Annotated in this window: 2 rRNA genes; both read right to left on the reverse strand. The window is 54.6% G+C overall.

Annotated features, from left to right (window positions below):
• Positions 1-5: 5 nt before the first annotated feature.
• Positions 6-121: ribosomal RNA gene (gene rrf / locus MFP24_RS00335) — 5S ribosomal RNA — on the reverse strand.
• A 203-nt stretch (positions 122-324) separates the two neighbouring features.
• A 23S ribosomal RNA gene (locus tag MFP24_RS00340) occupies positions 325-549 on the reverse strand; the annotation flags it as partial.

Raw genomic sequence — 549 nt, forward strand, 5'->3', positions numbered from 1 at the left:
TTGATGCCTGGCAGTTCCCTACTCTCACATGGGGAGACCCCACACTACCATCGGCGCTACGGCGTTTCACTGCTGAGTTCGGCATGGGGTCAGGTGGGACCACCGCGCTATCGCCGCCAGGCAAATTTCTCGTCTCTTCCTGAGACTCGCCCTTCGGGCCGTCGCTTCGCGACGTACAAAATCGTTCCCGACGATTTTGTCTGTTCCCTTTTCAGGCCAGCGCTCCGCGCTGTTTGATGTCCGCGTTATACGCAAACATTTTAATCTTCAATCCGTGAACAAGCTGAAATATCTGAGTCGCTCTCAAAACACCTTCGGTGTTGTAAGGTTAAGCCTCTCGGGTCATTAGTACCGGTCAGCTCAACGCATCGCTGCGCTTACACACCCGGCCTATCTACGTCGTCGTCTTCAACGGCCCTTCTGGGGCATCAAGTGCCCAGGGAAGACTCATCTCGAGGCAAGTTTCCCGCTTAGATGCTTTCAGCGGTTATCTCTTCCGCACTTAGCTACCGGGCAATGCAATTGGCATCACAACCCGTACACCAGTGG

It is taken from the genome of Brenneria tiliae (assembly GCF_023347575.1).
In the GTDB taxonomy this organism is placed as follows: Bacteria; Pseudomonadota; Gammaproteobacteria; order Enterobacterales; family Enterobacteriaceae; genus Brenneria; species Brenneria corticis.